Source organism: Bifidobacterium sp. M0399 (assembly GCF_016100595.1).
Lineage (GTDB): Bacteria > Actinomycetota > Actinomycetes > Actinomycetales > Bifidobacteriaceae > Bombiscardovia > Bombiscardovia polysaccharolytica.
On sequence record NZ_JACFSD010000004.1, the window covers coordinates 25,653 to 43,899 of the forward strand.

Sequence of the window (18,247 nt, forward strand, 5' to 3'; positions counted from 1 at the left end):
TCGGCTGAAGTGCCCGGTCAGACTGAGGTGTGCAGTATTGTATGATGTGGCGCAGGAAGCAGTATGTACAGGCAGTTCGTCCAACAGGACGGCAGTTCTCTTCCGTGAATGCGAAAAAGCCAGACACCTCTGTCTGACCACCACAATGAAACAAAATATGACATTGATAGCGTAATAGATCAGCTTTGTTAAGCTCCGCTGCTTATGGGCGGATTATGGGCTCGCTCGTGTCAAACATCCACTCGGTAAGTGCTTTCACTTTCGATACAGTAAACAGTTTCCTTCGCTTCAGCCACATGTCCGTCTGGTTTCGGCTGATTGTTCTGCGCGTCTGCTGTACTTGCATCCAGTTTGCTACATCTTTGGGCATGCGGGTAGAGGTCCGTCATTTGAGCTCGTCGGTTCTGTCCTGTCTGATGACTGTCACGCTTCACACGCTGCTGTATGCTTGGCAGGAGAATATTTTACCATCAGACAGTCCTGGAAAGTCTGCTAGGCACGGTGGGGGGGGGGTTGAGGGAGTGTTCGTGGACGATCCAATTCAGCCATGGCGTGGTTCGCCTCTTGTTATGATGGAGGGTGCTGACCAAATGCATGTAGTCCAGTTCTGAGTTAGGCGAGCCTATCTTTGCTGCTTGTCGGGTTTTCTCTTTTGGGCAAGAAACCTCCTGTGCATAAGGTAAAATCCGGTCATAGGAATGCCCTGAGAGAGTTCATGGAGGATGCTAGAGCGGTTTCCTTGTCATATATTTGTGCAGGACGAACCCATGTAGGATGGCGGCCAGACTTCAGTTTTGAATGGCTTGGTTCTTTCCATTAAGCCTGGTGAGCTGATCGGCATTCAGGGACTAACGGGGCGGCAATCCTGCCCTGATCGAGCTGTTGGCACTTTAAGATGGCAGGCTTAGCCACGCCTGACAATTATTTCAACCGGTAAATAAAGGGAAAATAAAATACTGACCTAGGTTTCTGGTCGTAATTACAGAGCTACATGTGTATATAAAGGTAGGAACTAGTCATTCTTAAAATTTTATACTGTTCTGGATCGGAAACTCTAACTACCTGATTGAAGTTGTTGCTTATTTCGATGTTGTTCTTAGCAGGCCGGTTAAAGACTTGCCCGCCAGGACAATGTGATAGCTGCTCTGACCAATTGCCTGAATTATGGCATCAAACGATAGGCCAGGTTGATGTGTGGGTGTGATCGTTGCGCTGATCAAAATTAGGAGGTCTTAGGGCTCGCTCAGTGATGTCGAGATAATATTTCTGTCGTTTATAATGTTTGACAACAGGATGACGAAGGATATGAGTGCAGTAAATCGTCCTCTCTCTCCCACACACAGCAGATGCGCGAATGGAGATTTAGCAGGGACGATGTTAATGGCGGTAGTTGATCAGGATTATTCAAATTAGTGAGATTAGTGAGTTGGATTAGGAGCGAGGTATTAGCTCTGGGTCTGCCAGGGTAGGAAAACCGACATCAAATATGACTTTAAAATGGGAGCATACAATTGTATTCTTAATAAAATACTAGTATAAAAGAGATGTCAACAGCAATATCGGCGGTTATTTGCTGATAGAACTGGGGATATAATCAGGTAAGAAAGTTGCGTAATTATAAAGTGATAATTATCAACATAATGCAGAAAAAGAGTGGGAGTACCTATGAATATGGAGTTTACGCCTGTAACAAAAACGGTGAAGACTATATTAAATTCAGGCAGTCGGTTGTTAATCCCCCGGTTTCAACGAGAGTATTGCTGGGATAAAAGGATTACTCGAGAGTTCTATAAAGATATTGTCTCTCGATTAGATTTCTCGAATAAACGAATCAAAGAACTTCCCTATTTTATAGGTACGATGCTGTTTTTGCATGAGCATGGTTCTTCAAATAACGACAATACCGAGGATTCAAACGACGATGTGATTGAAATTGTTGACGGGCAGCAAAGATTAACTACTATTACGATCTTTCTTTCTGCTCTCTCGGCCCGCTTTGAATCTGTATCCCCGGCGCTGGCAAAGAAAGCTTTTCAATATGTGAAAACTACAGATGATAATGACAACTCATTTCCAATCTTAACAACTAAAACTAGTTACCCCTTTTATCAAAACTTTATACAGACTCCAGCGCATGAGCGCAAAGAATCTTTGCTCCGTCAGTCGTCTGAGGAAGATAAGTTGTCTGAGGAAGATCAAACTATAAAAGAAGCGTATGAGGCGTTCGATGCATTAATGAGTGGAGACAATCTAAAAAAGCAAATCGTGTCTATTTGTGGTCTTGATAGTAATGCTTTAGACGAATATTCTGATAAAGATGTATTAGTAGCTATTCGAGAAGAACTGCTAGCTACAAAAGTTGTGGTAATAAGTACGAACGATCGCTCATCAGCTAATATGATTTTTGAAATCTTGAATGGAAAGGGTGTCCACTTAGCTAATATAGACCTTATTAAGAATAAATTATTTGAAAAGGTGCCAGATAATGGCACTGTCGACAATGCTGAAGTAATGTGGAAGAAAATTCAGAATAATCTCAGTAAAAGAGGAGACAATATAGGGATTGCAACATTTTATCGTCATTTCTGGATATCAAAATACAAGAAAGTTAGGTCTAATCAGCTGTATGACAGCTTCAAAAAATGGATAACTCCCAGCACCGAGGAGAGGTATATTGCCTTTCTGGCGGAAATGGAAAAAGAGTCTAACCGCTACTCACTCATAGTTCATCCGCGGCTGGAAGATTTTCAAAATCGTAAGGAATATGCGCCGATTGTGCAGAGCATGACAGTTCTCTCCGATTGGTTTAGCGTTGATCAAAGCCGCATAGGGTTGCTGGCACTATTGGATGCGAAAGAACGAAACATTATAACGTATAAGCAATTGTCTGCCTATATAAGCATGATTGAAATGTTTCACTTCAGCTATAATAGTGTTTGTCATTTACCGGCAAACCGCTTCGAATCGATTTATTCGCGTTTCGCTATCTCATTGCGAAAAGCAGATACTCAAGAGGCTGTAACCAAAGCGCTGAAAATATTGTCCGATGGTTTTAATGAACTCATTCCTGAGCGAGATATCTTTATTCAAGGATTCTGCAAGTTAACTTTTTCCGGGCACGGCCAAACACAGATGAATTTAGCCACTAAGTACGCAATCAATGCTATTGCTATGGCGAAAGATAATAAAAAGCAATTTGAAAATGATTTAACAATCGAGCATATTATTCCAGAATCAGACAAGTCCAAATCGCCATCATTCGCTTCTGTGACAAATATCGGGAATCTAATAGCTCTTGAAAATGGTCTAAATGGAAGCGCTGCAGATATGGACAGCAAAGACAAGTTGCAGATATATAAGAAATCTAATTATAATTGGGTGTCTGAATTTTGCCAAAAGTATTCTGAATTTGAAATGAGTGATATATCACAAAGAGCAAAAACGCTTGCAACATACGTGTATGAAAAGATAATCACACCCAAGATGATGGTTAAGTAGTTATAGCTTGCGCTGAATATCTGTATTTAGTTTTAGGCGAGGATCATAAAGATTGGTAGATACCTAGAATCTAACTCATGTGACAGTGGGTGAGAATACCGAGTGCGGGATAGCTTATACGTACCGAGGTCCGCCTGATATGTATGCTTGGAGTGGATATGGATGGACGCTAGTCAAGTTGCATTTGGTTTTGTTGTCTCTGTTACCAAGTCGCCGACGACCAGTTCGCCCAAGAAGTTCCATATCTGATAGTTTGGCATGCTTTCGAGATCTTGGACCACTGTCAATACAAGTGGGAAGTAAACAGCCTCAGCTCCAGACGGTGCCGGGGCTATGTTTTTGTGACCATACGTGGCGTTAGTGCTGCAATGTTTTATTCTATTGGATGTCAAAATGGGTTTCCTGTACTAGGCTTCTGCCCAAATTTAGGCTGAACATGCTTGAATAGTCGATTCTTTATCCGGCTCTCTTTGACTTAGTTAGATGACTTATTCTTCAATGAAGATGGTAAACATATCTGGATTACTTGCGTCGATCTGATTTAGTTAACCGTGGAGCCATTAAAGCATGCCTCGATGCTAATGCAGTTTAAGTAGGTGAACCTTATGCCAGATCGTTTTCAGGAACAACCATGGAATAGGTAAATGGAATATTAATGCCCTAATGGTATGAAAACTAAGAAAATATAAATAGCAAAGTGGTGCTAGCCTGGTTCGAACTAATTACCCTTTGCTTACATTATTCTAATTTTATAAAATATCGTTCTATTGCAGTATTAGTCAAAATACTGAAGTTAAGTCATTTTATTAGAGCGGACAGGTCGCGAGATTACTCATTATAAACCAAGAAATCTCACAGTAATGTCTGCTGTATGTCTATCGAACTGTGAACGCCGCTTTGATGGTCCAAAGCGGCGTTGTATTAGCGAACTTGAGTCAAAGGCGTACGCCCTTGTGGACGAAATTGTGTGTCTACCAAGCTGAGATAACGGCGAACGCGAGCGATTGAATAGTCATGCTCTGCCGCTAAGTCCTTTATAGATTTACCAGTCTGATACTCGTCTCTGAGCAATCTGCCGACTGCAATCTCGCTGTCCTTGGTAAGGCGTTCATGATTTTCAAGCGGTGGAGTACTGTTGATCTCGCCGCCTTCGTAGCCTTTGTAAATCTTGCCCTGCGGAGTAATATCCTCGTCTGCCTCATTGCCCCATACGGTCCAGTGGGGTTGAGGGTATCGTGCGAACATCTCTAAATAAGGGCCTGGAGAACAACTTTGTATGAGTTCGTACTGCTCATCAGGTTTACGCGAATGTTCGCGCTTGCGTGTCTCAATCATGTTGACCTGACGACGGCCGGCATCCAACGTTCGCATGTGCCCTTTAACGCCGAACAAGATCAGCTCAGTCACGTTGCGGAAATAGAAGCCTACACCTCTCCCATCTGGTCCGCCATCTTTGCGTCGTTTTGCCCATACAATGTTGGATACATAGCGAAAACCCCAGGCTTCCATAACTTCGATGCCTTCAGGCAACAAAGCGTTAGGTACCCACAGATAAAGATGAGCATTTTTCGCTGTCACATTTTTGACTGGGAGTGCTTTGATCTCATCCAGTGACATAGTGGCGTATCGGCCAAGTCTCTTGTGCTCAGGGGCGACTTTCCCCGTTCTATTCTCAAAGCGCCATGGCGGATCAGCAAGTATTGTCTTGAAGCCTCCTGCTGTAATTGGCAGAGGTGCGTATGATTTCTCAGTCATGTAGTCAGAATAGCACGAATAGATCTTTAAATAGATCTTTTTGAGGTGTGTCGTGGATCTAGACTTGACGCATGCCATTGACGACTTGCTCCTACGATGATCCTGATGTTCTAGCGAGTGATATTCGCTCCCGCTATGAATTCCACGAAGTGCGCAGCGCGTGTGCTGTAATGAAAGCTGTGTCACCCGAAGAATGGGATGACATTGTTGATGTTCTAGACAGCTTCAGCTTTTCCGCGAACCTGTTGCTCAGGGCAGGTGGTAATAATTCCGAAATGGCGGAGACGTTGAACCGCGCATTTCGAAATCGTGGTTGGAAGGAATGCGCCTACGAATTTGAAACCAGAGGAAAGATCTCTTTTAGAGAATCTGGTGTTCCTGACAAATGTCTAGGTACCATGAACGATGCCTCTTATTGGGTAGATAACCGCAAAGGACGCGTACTTGTTGATATTGAGTGGAATGCCAAGGACGGCAACTTAGACCGTGATCTTGCCTCTTACCGCGCATGGCACGAGGCGGGTTTAATTGACGCGGCGATGATCATCACTAAGCATCGCGAAGATCTGCTTGACCTGGCCATTAAGCTATGGGCTCCACATTTGAATGCAACAAATGACGAGGTATATAAAGCGACTCGTAAAGCGAGAAGGTCGCGCACGGCAGAGGATAAGAGACTTGCACTTCCGCTTGATCTGACAACCACAACAGTCACCAGCCTGACAAAGGCCATTGATCGTATCAATAGAGGAGAGGCAGGTACGTGTCCTGTTGTAGCAGTTGGTATTTCTGGCGCGACGTGGGACGGCACGCCATATCAAGAGACGGGAGAGGAGAATCAGCCTTCGTCGATTTGATCGATAGACTCAAGCAAGTGTCTGCAGGTGTCGATTGCGATTCCACGATTTAGTAACAAGCCGAGTTCTGGATGTTCGGTGTCCATTTCCCCTACTTGAAGCTTTCCTACCTTTTTAACATGTGCTGATTGGTAGCTATTCGTCTCAGCAAGGTATTGTGTCTCTCCCCGGTGTGGTCAGAATATTGTTTGCTTAACGGTTTATTGCTGATGATCCAAACCTTCGTGAAACATGCCGCATAAGTAGCGCGTCGGGGACCTCAGCGGGTAACGATTTAAGAAAACCGGCAACTGGTTCCACTCGAGCCGTGCGCCAAAATCCTCAAGTTCGAAGATAGACTATCCATCATACTCATCCCAAGGATGTCGATAGTCGGTGACGCGATAAATGGATTCAATTGGATTATTGTCGTACATGTATTGTGCTTCCCGAGTGCGTACGGGTTATTTGTCATAGGGGCAGGCTGTTAATGTTAAAAATTGCACGCGTTGATGGTGCACGCCTCAATGGAGGCGGGTGTGAAATCAAAGGTTCTGCTGTGGAGCTAGCCGGATTCGAACCGGCGACCCTCTGCTTGCAAAGCAGATGCGCTACCAGCTGCGCCATAGCCCCGTAATGTGAAAAGAACTTCAACCACGCAAGATTGCGTGGGCCTGGGAGGACTTGAACCTCCGACCTCATCCTTATCAGGGATGCGCTCTAACCAGCTGAGCTACAGGCCCATACCGTGTGACCGAAGAATCACACAAATGGATAGCTTACCATAGTGTCCCCTCAAGTCAATCTCGGCGGCGTCGCGTCGCGTCTTGGCGGAAGAATGGTGGTCATGAGGCGGAAACGGCGTGCGGAACCAGTCCGGTCGGAGCGGCTGGAGGTCGGTGGCGAGACCGTTCTGGTCATCAGGAAACGGATCGCCAACGTCTATTTGCGGGTCAAGCCGCCTGACGGCCATCTGGAAGTGACGGCACCTCTGGCCTTGAGCGATGACCAGATTCGCGCCTTTATCGACGGCAAGCACCGCTGGATCGCAACCACTAGAGATCGTCTGGCCCGCTCACGCGAGGTATACGCCCAAACCGGAGCTGATGGTCAGCTGTCGCCGGACCGATTCGAGGCCGAAGCTAAGAGGATTCTCCAGGAGAGGCTGCCGACTCTGCTTGATCGGTGGGTCCCCGTGGTGGGTCGCCGGCCTGAGCGCATCAGTCTGCGGAAGATGAAAACTCGCTGGGGCTCCTGCACCACCGCCACTGCCAGCATCCGGCTCAACACCGACCTGGCTTGGCTAGATTCTGACCTGCTGGAGTATGTGCTGGTTCACGAGCTGACCCACCTCTACGAGCACGGTCACGGTCCCGGCTTCCGCGCGCGGATGGATCGTTATATGCCCGACTGGGCTGAGCGCCGTCGTCGGCTCAACCGCTATTTAGCTCTGTGACCTCCGAAGCTTCGACATCTGAAGTCATGATTTCCAGAGTCATGATTTCGGGAGTTGTGAACTCGGCGTGATTTCTAAACTTGCGCACTGCGAGCCAGTAAATTATGAACCCACAGCATCATTCGTACTGATGAGCTCCGAATCGGGGTCCCCGCTAGGCCATCTCGTACGAAGTAGGATTGGTTTTTGACGCATCCTTTCGATCCTGATCTAACCTGACTATACGGCCTGATTCAGCCCGATCTGACTTTGATCTATTTTGACTCAACTAATCTGCCTTTGATTCGTTCCGACCCTGCTCAGGTTGGTTTAATGCGCCACATTTGTCATCGAAGACCTAAGAGAGTCTGCCACAGCCCACGCTGGTGCGCTAGCGTTAAAGAAGAAGGGCGATCCTGCAGCAGCTAGGCAGGCTCCCTGCGAACCGGAGGCAAGCGTGGAGTCAATCCGGGGGAATAGATCATGAAGGAGCGGATGAGATGACGGAATCCAAGAAGACAATCAAGCGTGCCGTGGTGACCGGCGCCTCCAGCGGTATCGGCCAGGCCAGTGCTCGGGCCTTGGTGGACAAGGGCTGGAAGGTGGTCGGCCTGGCCCGGCGCGAGGACAATCTCAAGGCTCTGGCCGACCAGCTGGGCCAGAACTTCACCTATGAGGTCTGCGATGTGACTGACGAGGACTCCACACAGGCGGCCGTCGATGCCGTGCTCAAGGGTGGGCCGGTCAAGGCCCTGGTCAACTGCGCCGGTGCAGCCTTCGGCAAGGACCCGGTGGCTACCTCCAGCCTGGACGATTGGCGCGGCATGTACGAGTTGAACGTCATCGGCACTTTGCGGGTCATCCAGAAGCTGCTCCCGGCTCTGAAAGAGTCGGAGGGCACGGTCCTAGTCATCTCCTCGACGGCAGGCATCGAGCCCTACGAGGGCGGCGGCGGATACTGCGCTTCCAAGGCGGCAGAACGGGTCATGGCCCGCATTCTGCGGCTGGAGCTGATCGGTCAGCCGGTGCGCGTAGTAGACATTGCCCCTGGCCTGGTCCACACCGATGAGTTCTCCCTGAAGCGGTTCGGCGGGGATAGCGACCGAGCCGATGCGGTTTACGCCGGGGTGCCTGACCCGCTGACCGCCGACGACATCGCCGGATGCGTCACCTGGGCCCTGGAGCAGCCCGACACTGTGGACATCGACCAAATCGTGGTCCGTCCCCGGGCCGAGGGCTCCTACACCAAGCTCTACCGTCGTAGCTAAGCCTGCTAAGGGACCGATTCTGTCAAAACTGTTTCTGTCAAAACCGAGTTTGGCAGGCTGATTCTGGCAGGAACCGGGTCTGGCAGAGGTTGAGTCTTGGCAGCTAAGCCTATGTGTGCCTGGCAGAACGTAGTCGACCGGGGATGGTGCCGACAGCCACGATGAGCACGGACAGGACCGATCCTGCCAGCACGCCCAGTAGGGCTGACTCCAGATGCGGGGAACCAGCGAAGGCCAAGTTGGCGATCAGGAAGGACATGGTGAAGCCGATTCCGCAGAGCTGGCAGAGGCCAACCATGTTTCCGGTCGTGGAGCCGGCAGGCCGTTGCAGCCCCAGATGACTTGCCAGGATCACCATGGTCATGATTCCCACGGGTTTGCCCAAGGCCAGACCCAGTGTGGCCCCCCAAAAGACCCGGTCAGTCAGCAGTCCGGGTCCCAGCTGATCCAGGGAGATGGACAGCGAGAAGAAGGCGAACACGGGCAGGACCACCAGAGCACTCAAGGGTGTCAGCAGGCGATCCAACTGTTCAGCAGGAGATGATGCCTGGACGTGGCTCGGCCCAATCCCAGTTGTTTTGGTCCCAGCTGGATTGGTTCCGGTCAATTCTGGTCCGGTCGACCTGGTGACAGGGGTCAAGAGACCCATTGCCACTCCCGCCAGCACCGGGTGGATTCCAGCCTTGAAGAGGCCGTACCACGCCAGCAGACCGCCGGCAAGGGCACCCAGCAGGAACAGCGGCATCAAGGGTCGCCAAATCTGAGCGGAACAGCTCGCTGCCCGGACCAGGAGCGCCCAGGCCACAAGGCCAACGAGGCAGGCAAGCAGCCTGCTCGGTTGTCCCAAGCTGGAGTAGCCCAGGGCGATCAGCAGGACACCAATCAGATCGTCGAAGATGGCCAGGGTCATCAAAAAGGCCTGCAGGGCGGGTCCGGCCTTGGGCAGGAGCAGTTGCAGAGCCGCCAGGGAGAAAGCTACATCGGTGGCCGTTGGGACAGCCCAGCCGCGCAACCCGGCCGGGGAGCCCAGGTTGAACAGGCAGTAGATCAGGATCGGAACGGCCACACCGCCCAGAGCGGCCAGCATGGGTAGCAGGACCTGCCTGTGGTCGCGCAGAGTGCCCGTGGCAGCCTCCTGGCGCAGGTCAAGACCCATGGTCAGGAAGAATATGGTCAGCAGCCCGTCCTGTATCCAGTCCTTGAGAGACAGGTTCAGTCCACCGGGCAGGTCTAGAGGAATCCAAGCGGCAAGAGCGTTCAGCCCCGGCCCGGTCTCTGGCAGATTGGCCAGGATCAGCCCGGCCAAGGCACAGGCCATCATGAATAGCCCGGTGATTCGATCGTTTTCAGCCAGCGAAGACAAGGCGGTGAAGAAGTTTGAAAGATGGAGTCGTTTGTGCCGATCCCTGTCAGATCCGCTCTGCCCACGCTGAGGACTTGATGGTTGGGCGTTCGATGGCTTGGAATCCGATTGTCCGGAATTCAGTTGGGGGTCTGAGGGTTGGAGGTCCGACCGCCTTGGATTGAACAGTTTAGGATTCCGCTGCGAATTCGAATCGTCGCAATCCTGACGATGCGAATTGACTTGGAATGTTGGGAATGTAGGCGTGGGCGGCATGATGCTCCTGGTCGGGCGGGTAGGGTTCGGTCTTCCGTGGCCGACCAGTCTTCCCGGCGTGAGGCAGCGCCCGGCCGTCTCCCAAGTGTCAATTCTATCCTGAAGCGCAGCAGGCTATCTCGGTTAGAGAAAATGCCAGCGGCCCCGCACCTTTCACGATGCAGGGCCGCTGGCTTACCACTTATCGGAGCTGTGACGAGCTCTCAGAACTCAGCAACTCAGTAACTCAACAAACTCAGAACAGGTGGCTGCGCATGAACCACTGGAAGTGCTCGAGCTCCTGCACGTGGTCCTGCAGAATGTTGGAGCTGACGATGTCCAGGTCGTCCAGCTCCTTGATGGCCTCACGGTCGCGCTTGATGAAGGTGGTGTAGTAGGTGTCCAGGGCCTTCAGGTAGTCCAGGGCATCCTGGCGGCCGGTCATGGTGATGCCATCCCAGTCGCGGTTCTTCATGATGTCGTCAGGCCGTCCGGCGGGGGAGCCGCCCAGGGTGGCGATGCGCTCTGCGGTCTCGTCGGCCATGTTCAGGACCGAATCAACCTCGGGGTCCATCATCTCATGAATGCCGATGAATTCCTTGCCCTTCATGTTCCAATGGGCGTGCTTGAGGATCAGGGCAGTCTCCTGTTCCTGGCTCAGACGGCTCTGCAGGATGGCGATGACCTTCTCGCTGGTCGCTTCGTCGAGTCCCGGTACGGTAAAGTTCAATGCCATAATCGCTCCTTAAATATGAAATTATGCCTTCGGTCGGGTCAGCCCGACCTTGTATCTCCAGACTAGAGGAAAAAGCAAGGAAACGCTTGGATTTTGCGGGAATCAACCAGTGAAATCATTCACGGACCATCGGCTACGCTGATAGTCATTTTTTCTTGACTGGCGTCAGAGCGGTCACCGGCTGACTACCAGCCCAGCACTGGCTAGATGATAGAAGGGATTCGGTTAGACGATAGCTAGGCTCTGGTCGCAGTATCGTCTCGGCTCGTGTTGGATTGTCGTCTTCCTTCTTAGCTTCGACCAACCTCGGTCAGGTTAGAGCCGGCAAAGCTATCCTCGGTCAAGTCAGTCTTGCTCAGATTAGATCCGGTCCGGTTATCCTCGGTCCGCTCCTGCTTCGGAATTCGACCTGTCTTCATCCTTCCTGTTCTCACCCTCGTCATCCTCGTCGGCCTCGGCCTCCTGCCGCCGCCTGACCTCGATGGTCTCGATGCGCCGCCCGTCCACCTTGGTCACCACCATGTCATACCCATCGTCGGAGTGGATCACGTCGCCCACCTGCCCCATCCGTCCGGTCTGGGCCAGGAAGTAGCCGGCCAGAGTCTCGTAGGGGCCATCCTCCAGTTCGATTCCGGTCAGGTCTGCGAAGTCCTCGATGGTCATGCCGCCGTCGACCGTGGCAACCCCATTGACGAAGGCAGTTGCCTGGGGATGGGCCGGGTTCTGCTCCTCGGGCAGGTCGTACTCGTCGCGGATATCGCCCACCAGCTCCTCGGTCATGTCCTCCAAGGTGACGATGCCGTCGGTGCCACCGTACTCGTCGATGACCACGGCCAGGTGGATGCCCTTCTTGCGCAGCTTCTCCAGACTGGGCAGGAGCTTGGAGGTGCCGGGCAGGGCGATGCCGGGCCTGGTCACGTCGGCCACGGTCCTGGCCTGGGGATTGCGCACGTCCATCAGATCGCGAACGTGGACGAAGCCCAGCACATCGTCGAAGTCGCGTCCGGTCACCGGGTAGCGCGAGTAGGGCTCGTCGTGCACGAATTCGACCGCCTCCTGCAGCGGCATGTCCCCGGCGATGAAGACCACGTCGGCCCGGGGGCGCATGACCTCGGCCACGCTGGTCTCGGAGGCGTCGAAGACGTCGCCCAGGATCATCCGCTCGTCCTTGCTCAGGTTGGTGTTGGAGGAGACCAGCATCCGCAGCTCGTCGTCGCTGACCTCGGTGTCGGTCTGCTGGGGGTCGAAGCCCAGGATGCGCACGATGAGGTCGGTGTTCTTGCCGATCAGCCAGATCAGCGGCCTGCACAGGGTGGTGAAGACGTCGATGGCCGGAACGACGGCCCTGGCGATGGCCTCGGTGCGCTGCATGGCGATCCGCTTGGGCACCAGCTCGGAGATGACGATGGAGCAGTAGGAGATGATCAGGGTCAGAATCACCGTGGTCAGAGTGCCGGCCAGACCCTCGTGCACGCCCCACCCGGTCAGGACGGGCACCACGTAGGGGGCGATGGATGATGCGCCGAAGGAGGCCGAGAGGAAGCCCGTCAGCGTCACACCGATCTGTACGGCGGAAAGAAAGGTGTTGGGGTCGCGGGCGATGCGGGCCACCCGGGCGCCGCGCGCGTCCTGCTGCTCCATCTGCTCCAGCTGCGAGCCTCGCAGGGAGACCAGCGCCAGTTCAGTCCCCGAGAAGACGGATCCGAGCAGAAGGAAGAAGAGAATGAGCAGGATGTTCAGCCATAATGCCATGCCTCCAATGCTAGGGTATGGACGCCCCATGTGCCCTATGTCACACCCCAGCGGCGAACCTCCGTCTTCCCCATACAGCGCTACCTGACTAGCATGAAATACGGAGACAGGTTCGGCTTCAGGCCGACGTTCCCAATGCTCCCGAAAGGATTTTTTTCATGTCACAGCTTCAGCACGAATTGACTGAGTTCACCACGCAGGCCTACCAGGATAACAAGACCTTCCCGGTCTCAAAGAAGGATCTGCTGGGCCACTGGTCCCTGCTCTTCTTCTACCCTGCGGACTTCAGCTTCGTCTGCCCCACCGAGCTGGAGGATCTGGCCAGCAAGTACGAAGACTTCAAGAAGATCGGCTGCGAGATCTACTCCGTCTCCTGCGACACCGAGTTCGTCCACAAGGCCTGGCACGAGGCCAACGACAAGATCGCCAAGGTCCAGTACCCCATGCTGGCCGATCCGACCGCGACCCTGGCCAAGGACCTGCAGACCTACAACGAGGCCGAGGGCAAGGCCGAGCGTGGCGACTTCATTCTGACCCCTGAGGGCAAGGTCGTGGCCTACGAGGTCATCTCCTCCAACGTGGGCCGCAACGCCGACGAGCTGCTGCGCCGCGTCCAGGCCTCCCAGTTCGTCTACGAGCACGGCGATCAGGTCTGCCCTGCCAAGTGGGAGCCCGGCGAGGACACCATCGAGCCCAGCCTGGATCTGGTCGGCCAGCTCTGATCCGCAGCTGCCAACATCGGGAACTCGCCGATCGGAAGCGACCAGGGCGGGTTCCCTTTTCTATATTTACGACCAGCATTCAAAACAGCACATCCGTGCATTCCTTCGGAAGAGGCATTCATGACGGAAGATAAGAATCTTTATGACGTGGTCGTCATTGGCGGCGGCCCTGCAGGCCTGAGCGCAGGACTCTACCTGGCCCGGGCGCGGTATCGCACCCTGATTCTGGAGAAGGACGACTTCGGCGGCCAGATCACCATTACGGCCGACGTGGTCAACTACCCGGGCGTGGCCAGCACAGACGGCCGCAAGCTGACCGAGACCATGCGCCAGCAGGCCCAGAACTTCGGAGCCGAGTTCATGAGCGCCGAGGCCACGGGCATCGAGGCCCAGGGCGACATCAAGGTGGTCCACACCTCCCGGGGCGACCTGCGCACCTTCGGCATCCTGATCGCCACCGGCGCCAGCCCCCGCAAGATCGGCTTCCAGGGCGAGCAGGAGTATGCGGGCCGCGGTGTGGCCTACTGCGCCACCTGCGATGGCGAGTTCTTCACCGGGCGCGAGGTCCTGGTGGTCGGCGGCGGGTTCGCGGCAGCCGAGGAGTCGGTCTTCCTGACCAAGTACGCCACCAAGGTGACCCTGCTGGTGCGCGAGGAGGACTTCACCTGCGACGCTGCCGTGGCTGACGAGGCCCGGAACAACGACAAGATCGAAATTCACTACTCCACCGAGCTCAAGGGTGTCTCCGCAGGCCCCGGCGGGTTGGTCGAGGCCACTCTCCTGGACCGCAAGAGCGGGCAGACCACCACCTGGAAGCCCCAGGACGGCGGCACCTTCGGCGTCTTCGTCTTCGCTGGCTACGTGCCCCAGACCGGTATGCTCAAGGGCGTGGTGGATTTGGACGATCACGGCTACGTGCTGACCCACGACTACCTGGAGACCTCGGTGCCGGGCATCTACGCCGCCGGGGATCTGCGGGTCAAGAACCTGCGCCAGGTCATCACCGCCACCGCCGATGGGGCTGTGGCCGCTGTGGAGCTGGAGCGCTACGCCTCCAACATGTCGGACAAGACTGGTCTGGTACCGCCGCGACCCGAGGATTCTCCCTATGCCCGTTCTGAGCGGCAGGCCGAGAATTCCGCACTGGCCTCGGGCACCTCGCCCGCGCCTGTGGCCCAGGAGCACGACCAGGCCCCTGCCAAGACCTCCGGCTTCTTCGGACCGGACATCCGCAAGCAGCTGGATATGGTCTTCGGCAAGATGACCGGAAAGCTGGAACTGGCCCTGGACCTGGACGGCAGTCAGGTCTCCAAGGAGCTGGAGGCCTTCGTGGACGAGCTGGTCGGGCTCTCCGACGGCAAGCTGACCTCCAGGGTGGACTCCCGCACGGATGAGGACGGCAAGGAATACGATCCCGCCGGCGACCTGCCCGATGCCCGACCCAGCGTGCGCATCTGCCGGCTGGACGACCAGGGCGTCTCCCAGCCGACCGGGTTGGCTTTCCATGGCGTGCCCAGCGGCCACGAGTTCAACTCCTTCGTCCTGGCCCTATACAATGCGGCGGGCCCCGGCCAGCAGGTGGATCAGCCTACCTCGGACCGGATCGACGCCATCAAGGACCAGGTGGACGTGATGATGCTGGTCTCCCTGACCTGCACCATGTGCCCGACCACGGTCCTATCCGCCCAGCGTGTGGCTGCCCAGAACGGCAAGGTGCGTGCCGAGGCTTACGACCTGGCCCACTTCCCCGAGCTGAAGGACCAGTACCAGGTCATGAGCGTCCCCTGCATCGTGATCCGCAAGGACGGCCAGGAGACTGTGGAGTTCGGCAAGAAGTCCGTCCCCGAAATGCTGGATCTGATCGGAGCCTGATCTGGGTTCGAGCCTGAACAGAGTCTGAAAGGGCGCTGGCGTTACTGCCTTTGCGGTGTGACGTCAGCGCCTTTTCTGATTTAAGTCCCTAAAATTATATTAATGATAAACTGCTGATGCTATCCATGGTCTACATGGTCCGCCACATTCATGGCGCATGCGGCGATTGTTGTCATCATGACCGGCTCGACACAGTCTGGAATGACTACGCTCTATCCCACTGCATCCTTAATTGAGCAGGTCCCATGAGAGGTGAGGGGGGGGGGTCGCTTACACGTTCCTGCGGAGACACTTCAATGCGGTGTTAATGGCCGGAGCAGTCAAGTAGTCTATTAATCAGGAGCTGCCTAACCGCAGTGGAGCGGGCGGCTCAGTGGTTCATCAAGCATTGTTGTTTTGCACATGTGTGTCGTAGCTACAAAAGGATTTTTCATGCTCTTCCCACAGTCGGTCCATTCAAATCAGCCGCTCACCTACATGGCCCTGGGGCCCATCACCCCGGGTGCCGATATTCCTGACATCAGGGGACTGTATGCAGGCCCGAACCTGAATGGCTTGGAACAGACTCCCGCCTGGACCTCAACCCATTCGCCCCTGCTGCTGGAGCATGCGCAGAACACCTACCTGCATCCGGGTCTGACCGGGCATCGGATCGCCCAAGGCCCCGAGGGCATCCAAGCCGGGCGCTCATGGTCGCCGCGATTCCTGGTGGAAAGTCAGCCCGAGCAGACCCACGACTCGCTGACCATCAGGGCCTGTGATGAGGATGCCCAGCTTGGGTTGGAGACCAGGGTGGAGGCCATGGCCGGCGGTTCCCTGCGGATTCGCCACACCCTGCGCAACTTGGGTGCCGATCCCTTCCTGGTTGAGAATCTGGAGGTCCGCCTGCCCCTGGACGACCAGCAGACCCAGATTCTGGACTTCGCCGGCAGACACGAGCGTGAGCGCAGCCCCCAGCGCCATGACTTGGCCGACGGGGCCTGGGTGCGCGAGTTTCGCTGGGGTCGCACCGGCTTCGAGGGGCCTGTGGTCATGGTGGGCACCCCCGGGTTCAACTTCCATCATGGCAGGGTGCTCTGCGTCCAGCCGGCCTGGAGCGGGAACACCGTGCTCCGGGTGGACCGGAACAGCGCCACCCCGGCCGGCGTTAGCGCTGGCGAACTGCTCCTGCCCGGCGAGGTGGTTTTGAGCCAGGGCCAGGAGTACAGCACGCCCTGGATTGTGGTCACGGCCTCCGACCATGGCATGGATCCGATCATGAACAGCCTGCATGACTGGGAGCGAACCCTGCCCGAGCACCCCCGCGAGCAGCCGGTCATCCTGAACGTCTGGGAGGCCATCGGCTTCAAGCATGACTTCAACACCTTGCGCGACCTGGCCGACCGCGCTGCCCGCATCGGGGTGGAACGCCTTGTTCTGGACGACGGCTGGTTCCACCTGCGCCGGGACGACACGGCTGGTCTGGGCGACTGGTGGGTGGACCCTGCGGTCTGGCCCCAGGGATTGGAGCCTTTAGTTGATTATGTCCACAAATTGGAGATGCAGTTCGGCCTCTGGTTCGAGCCGGAGATGATTAACCCGAATTCGGACGCCTTCCGCGACCATCCTGAGTGGGTCATGAGGGCATCCTCCAGAACCCCGGAGCTCCAGCGCAACCAGCTGGTCCTGGACCTGACCAATCCCCAGGCCTTCAACCATGTGCTGGAGGCCATGACCCGGGTTCTGGAGTCCTGCCAGATCGACTACGTCAAGTGGGACCACAACCGCGACCTTCTTGAGGCTGGTTCCCAGGCCCGTGGAGGCGCGCCGGCCATCCATGAACAGACCTTGGCCTACTACCGCCTTCTGGATACTCTCCGCGCTCGCTTCCCCAAGGTGGAGTGGGAGTCCTGCGCTTCGGGCGGCGGCCGCATCGATTTGGGCGTGATCGAGAAGATCCGCCGCTTCTGGACCTCTGACATGACCGATGCCCTGAGCAGGCAGATGATCCAACGCTGGACCGAGCAGACCGTAGCCCCCGAGTATATCGGCGCCCACATCTCCCAACCCTCCTCCCAGCAGACCGGCAGAACCTACAGCCTGGATTTCCGGGCAGCCACGGCCGTCTTCGGATCCATGGGCATCGAGTGGGACATCCGCCGGGCCAGCGAGGAGGACCTGGAGCGACTCAAGGAATGGATTGCCTGGTACAAGGCCAACCGTGACTTCCTCCACTCCGGCCGTGTGGTCCGCCTGGACCTGGCCGACCCCTCGGTACTGGCCCATGGCGTGGTGGCCCCCGACCGCAGCCGGGCCATCCTGGCCCACGTCCAGTTGGATGAATCCCTGCATAATCGTGGTGTTTATCTACGCATACCCGGCCTGGACCCCAAGGCCCGGTATCGGCTGGCCTGGACCGGCCCCGCCAAGCCCAGGGCCTCGCTGGAGCACTTGGATCCGACGGGTCCGCTGGGCATCGCTGAGGTCACCGGCACCTATCTGGAGCGTGTGGGCATCCGCATACCCCGCTGCCAGCCTGAGACCATCCGCCTGATCGACCTGGTCCGGGTCTGACCCGCCGCCATATGCCGCACCGCAGGAATGAAGGAGCACTGAATCATGAACCCAACCAGCCTTAGCCTGGGAGAGCCGGGCTGGATTACGCTGACCACCGATGCCGACAGGGAGACAGCGCCCACAGGCCCAGGACTACATCCGTAAGGACATCGCTTAGCTGGAGGAGTGAGCTACCAGCGGTCAAACAGCTCTACCGGGCCTCTTCGAGCAGACCGCTAAG

11 protein-coding genes and 2 tRNA genes are annotated in these 18,247 nt (G+C 55.3%); 7 read left to right on the plus strand and 6 right to left on the minus strand.

The features are described 5' to 3' along the window. Positions 1–1,665 precede the first annotated feature (1,665 nt). Positions 1,666–3,498: a DUF262 domain-containing protein gene (locus H3V09_RS08355; protein ID WP_198191644.1), complete on the plus strand. Its 1,833-nt coding sequence runs from the start codon at positions 1,666–1,668 to the stop codon at positions 3,496–3,498. A gap of 921 nt (positions 3,499–4,419) precedes the next feature. Here the strand turns inward: H3V09_RS08355 and H3V09_RS08360 are convergent. Next, positions 4,420–5,331, minus strand: a complete 912-nt coding sequence (locus H3V09_RS08360; protein WP_198199052.1) for an MT-A70 family methyltransferase — start codon at positions 5,329–5,331, stop codon at positions 4,420–4,422. Between H3V09_RS08360 and H3V09_RS08365 the strand changes: the two genes are divergently transcribed. Then, positions 5,325–6,110, plus strand: coding sequence for a BglII/BstYI family type II restriction endonuclease (locus tag H3V09_RS08365; protein WP_198191646.1), 786 nt, complete (start codon positions 5,325–5,327; stop codon positions 6,108–6,110). The two genes, H3V09_RS08360 and H3V09_RS08365, sit on opposite strands and share 7 nt — an antisense overlap. A gap of 539 nt (positions 6,111–6,649) precedes the next feature. Here the strand turns inward: H3V09_RS08365 and H3V09_RS08370 are convergent. Together H3V09_RS08370 and H3V09_RS08375 are read right to left on the minus strand one after the other, a co-directional pair. After that, positions 6,650–6,722 (minus strand) — tRNA-Ala (locus H3V09_RS08370). Positions 6,723–6,758: 36 nt separating this feature from the next. Then, a tRNA-Ile gene (locus H3V09_RS08375) sits at positions 6,759–6,832 on the minus strand. Positions 6,833–6,936: 104 nt separating this feature from the next. Between H3V09_RS08375 and H3V09_RS08380 the strand changes: the two genes are divergently transcribed. Together H3V09_RS08380 and H3V09_RS08385 are read left to right on the plus strand one after the other, a co-directional pair. After that, complete coding sequence (locus H3V09_RS08380; protein WP_198191647.1) at positions 6,937–7,545, plus strand: M48 family metallopeptidase; 609 nt, start codon at positions 6,937–6,939, stop codon at positions 7,543–7,545. Between the two features lie 479 nt (positions 7,546–8,024). Then, positions 8,025–8,792 carry an SDR family oxidoreductase gene (locus tag H3V09_RS08385; RefSeq protein ID WP_110412254.1) on the plus strand — a complete coding sequence of 256 codons (768 nt, stop codon included), beginning with the start codon at positions 8,025–8,027 and terminating at the stop codon, positions 8,790–8,792. A 109-nt stretch (positions 8,793–8,901) separates the two neighbouring features. On the opposite strand, the gene H3V09_RS08390 is transcribed toward H3V09_RS08385, so the two are convergent. The 3 genes from H3V09_RS08390 to H3V09_RS08400 all read right to left on the minus strand — a co-directional run bounded on the left by H3V09_RS08390 (position 8,902) and on the right by H3V09_RS08400 (position 12,877). After that, positions 8,902–10,410, minus strand: a complete 1,509-nt coding sequence (locus H3V09_RS08390) for a Na+/H+ antiporter NhaA (protein ID WP_269748593.1) — start codon at positions 10,408–10,410, stop codon at positions 8,902–8,904. Between the two features lie 235 nt (positions 10,411–10,645). Next, entirely contained in the window at positions 10,646–11,125 is a 480-nt protein-coding gene (locus H3V09_RS08395; RefSeq protein WP_015021094.1) for a Dps family protein, read from the minus strand. Positions 11,126–11,500: 375 nt separating this feature from the next. Beyond that, the gene (locus H3V09_RS08400) at positions 11,501–12,877 is read right to left on the minus strand and encodes a hemolysin family protein (RefSeq protein WP_232339547.1); all 1,377 of its coding nucleotides are present in this window, start codon (positions 12,875–12,877) and stop codon (positions 11,501–11,503) included. Between the two features lie 158 nt (positions 12,878–13,035). Here H3V09_RS08400 and H3V09_RS08405 point away from each other — a divergent pair, with 158 nt between their 5' ends. The 3 genes from H3V09_RS08405 to H3V09_RS08415 all read left to right on the plus strand — a co-directional run bounded on the left by H3V09_RS08405 (position 13,036) and on the right by H3V09_RS08415 (position 18,024). Continuing rightward, entirely contained in the window at positions 13,036–13,599 is a 564-nt protein-coding gene (locus H3V09_RS08405) for a peroxiredoxin (RefSeq protein WP_046322122.1), read from the plus strand. 120 nt (positions 13,600–13,719) lie between these two features. Then, complete coding sequence (locus tag H3V09_RS08410; protein ID WP_198191650.1) at positions 13,720–15,471, plus strand: FAD-dependent oxidoreductase; 1,752 nt, start codon at positions 13,720–13,722, stop codon at positions 15,469–15,471. A gap of 432 nt (positions 15,472–15,903) precedes the next feature. Then, a complete protein-coding gene (locus H3V09_RS08415; RefSeq protein ID WP_198191651.1) occupies positions 15,904–18,024 on the plus strand; it encodes an alpha-galactosidase in 2,121 nt (706 codons plus the stop codon). The last annotated feature ends 223 nt before the right edge of the window (positions 18,025–18,247 follow it).

Excerpts from the sequence above, each read along its gene's own strand:
- H3V09_RS08355 (WP_198191644.1), top strand. The coding sequence starts at position 1,666 with ATGAATATGGAGTTTACGCCTGTAACAAAAACGGTGAAGACTATATTA.
- H3V09_RS08365 (WP_198191646.1), top strand. The coding sequence starts at position 5,325 with ATGCCATTGACGACTTGCTCCTACGATGATCCTGATGTTCTAGCGAGT.
- H3V09_RS08360 (WP_198199052.1), bottom strand. The coding sequence starts at position 5,331 with ATGGCATGCGTCAAGTCTAGATCCACGACACACCTCAAAAAGATCTAT.
- H3V09_RS08380 (WP_198191647.1), top strand. The coding sequence starts at position 6,937 with ATGAGGCGGAAACGGCGTGCGGAACCAGTCCGGTCGGAGCGGCTGGAG.
- H3V09_RS08385 (WP_110412254.1), top strand. The coding sequence starts at position 8,025 with ATGACGGAATCCAAGAAGACAATCAAGCGTGCCGTGGTGACCGGCGCC.
- H3V09_RS08390 (WP_269748593.1), bottom strand. The coding sequence starts at position 10,410 with ATGCCGCCCACGCCTACATTCCCAACATTCCAAGTCAATTCGCATCGT.
- H3V09_RS08395 (WP_015021094.1), bottom strand. The coding sequence starts at position 11,125 with ATGGCATTGAACTTTACCGTACCGGGACTCGACGAAGCGACCAGCGAG.
- H3V09_RS08400 (WP_232339547.1), bottom strand. The coding sequence starts at position 12,877 with ATGGCATTATGGCTGAACATCCTGCTCATTCTCTTCTTCCTTCTGCTC.
- H3V09_RS08405 (WP_046322122.1), top strand. The coding sequence starts at position 13,036 with ATGTCACAGCTTCAGCACGAATTGACTGAGTTCACCACGCAGGCCTAC.
- H3V09_RS08410 (WP_198191650.1), top strand. The coding sequence starts at position 13,720 with ATGACGGAAGATAAGAATCTTTATGACGTGGTCGTCATTGGCGGCGGC.
- H3V09_RS08415 (WP_198191651.1), top strand. The coding sequence starts at position 15,904 with ATGCTCTTCCCACAGTCGGTCCATTCAAATCAGCCGCTCACCTACATG.